This window comes from Streptomyces sp. MB09-02B (assembly GCF_033794485.1).
In the GTDB taxonomy this organism is placed as follows: domain Bacteria; phylum Actinomycetota; class Actinomycetes; order Streptomycetales; family Streptomycetaceae; genus Streptomyces.
The window spans coordinates 1-1,641 of record NZ_JARGEE010000817.1; the positions used below are offsets into that span (position 1 = coordinate 1).

The 1,641-nt window shown below is 68.9% G+C and carries 1 protein-coding gene; it reads left to right on the top strand.

The features are described from left to right. The first annotated feature begins 164 nt into the window (after positions 1-164). Positions 165-1,625 carry an MFS transporter gene (locus tag P1P70_RS44325; RefSeq protein ID WP_319248122.1) on the top strand — a complete coding sequence of 487 codons (1,461 nt, stop codon included), beginning with the start codon at positions 165-167 and terminating at the stop codon, positions 1,623-1,625. The last annotated feature ends 16 nt before the right edge of the window (positions 1,626-1,641 follow it).

The following is a 1,641-nucleotide window of genomic DNA, read 5'->3' on the forward strand; positions in this document are numbered from 1 at the left end:
AGATGTTTTTTAGAGCCGGGGGGCGTAGGCCGTTCGGGGCTGTCCGGATGCCGTTCGCGTGCCGTTCCGGTGTCTTTCGGGGTGCCGTGGCGGCGGCCGGGCGTGATCGCTGCTCGGGAGGGCACTCGGGTCGGGTTCGCTCGAAGTGGAGGGAGCCCCCGCCCATGTCCGTCACAGCCCCGAAGTCACCGGGTGTGATCACCACCGCCGTACCGGCGCGCCTGGACCGTCTGCCCTGGTCGCGCTGGCACTGGACGATCGTGATCGGCCTCGGCACCGTGTGGATCCTCGACGGTCTGGAAGTGACCGTCGTCGGCAACATCGCGGGTCGGCTCTCCGAGGAGGGCAGCGGGCTGCCGATCTCGTCCGCGCAGGTCACGGGCATAGCGGCCGCCCTGTATGTCGCCGGCGCCTGTGCGGGCGCCCTTTTCTTCGGCCACATGACCGACCGGTTCGGCCGCAAGAAGCTGTTCATGGTGACGCTGGTGGTCTATCTGGCGGCGACCGCGCTGACCGCCGTCTCCTTCTCCACCTGGTGGTTCTTCCTCTTCCGCTTCCTCACCGGCTTCGGCATCGGCGGCGAGTACGCGGCCATCAACTCCGCGATCGACGAGCTGATCCCGTCCAAGTACCGGGGCCGCGTCGACATCGTCATCAACGGCAGCTTCTGGCTCGGCGCGATCGGCGGGTCGCTGCTGTCGATCGTCGCCCTGAACACCGACCTGTTCCCGGCGAACGTCGGCTGGCGGCTGACCTTCGCCCTCGGTGTGGTGCTGGGCCTGGTGATCCTGCTGGTGCGCCGGAACGTCCCCGAGAGCCCCCGCTGGCTGCTGATCCACGGCCGGGAACAGGAGGCCGAACGTCTGGTGGCGGAGGTGGAGGAACAGGTCGAGGAGGAGAAGGGGCGCCCGCTGCCGCCCGCCGACCGGGAGATGACCATCCATCAGCGGGGCAGCGTCGGCTTCGGCCTGATCGCCCGTACGGTCTTCTCCCGCTACCGCCGCCGCGCCGTCCTCGGCTTCTCCCTCTTCATCGGACAGGCGTTCCTCTACAACGCGATCACCTTCGGCTTCGGCGCGATCCTCACCACGTTCTACGACGTCCCGACCTCCGACACCGGCTACTACTTCGCCTTCATCGCCGCCGGAAACTTCATGGGCCCGCTGCTGCTCGGCAAGCTGTTCGACACGGTCGGCCGCCGGATCATGATCTCGGGTACGTATCTGCTCTCCGGCGTGCTGCTCTTCGGCACGGCCTGGCTGTTCGACCGGGGTTCGCTCGACGAGGTGACCCTGACGGCCTGCTGGTGCGTGGTGCTGTTCTTCGCGTCGGCCGGGGCGAGCAGCGCCTATCTCACCGTCTCCGAGGTCTTCCCCATGGAGACCAGGGCCATGGCCATCGCCTTCTTCTACGCCCTCGGCACGGCCGCCGGCGGTATCAGCGGACCGCTGATCTTCGCCGAGCTGACGGAGTCCGGCGTCGTCTCCGACACGGTCCTCGCCTTCCAGATCGGCGCGGGGCTGATGTGCGCGGCGGGGCTGGTGGCGGCGTTCCTCGCGGTGCGGGCGGAACGGCGGTCGCTGGAGGACATCGCGGAGCCGTTGTCGGCGCGTGGCTCCGCCTAGGGGGCGTGGGGGGCGG

Bases quoted from the DNA above. Each gene is read 5' to 3' on its own strand.
- P1P70_RS44325 (WP_319248122.1), top strand. From the start codon at position 165: ATGTCCGTCACAGCCCCGAAGTCACCGGGTGTGATCACCACCGCCGTA.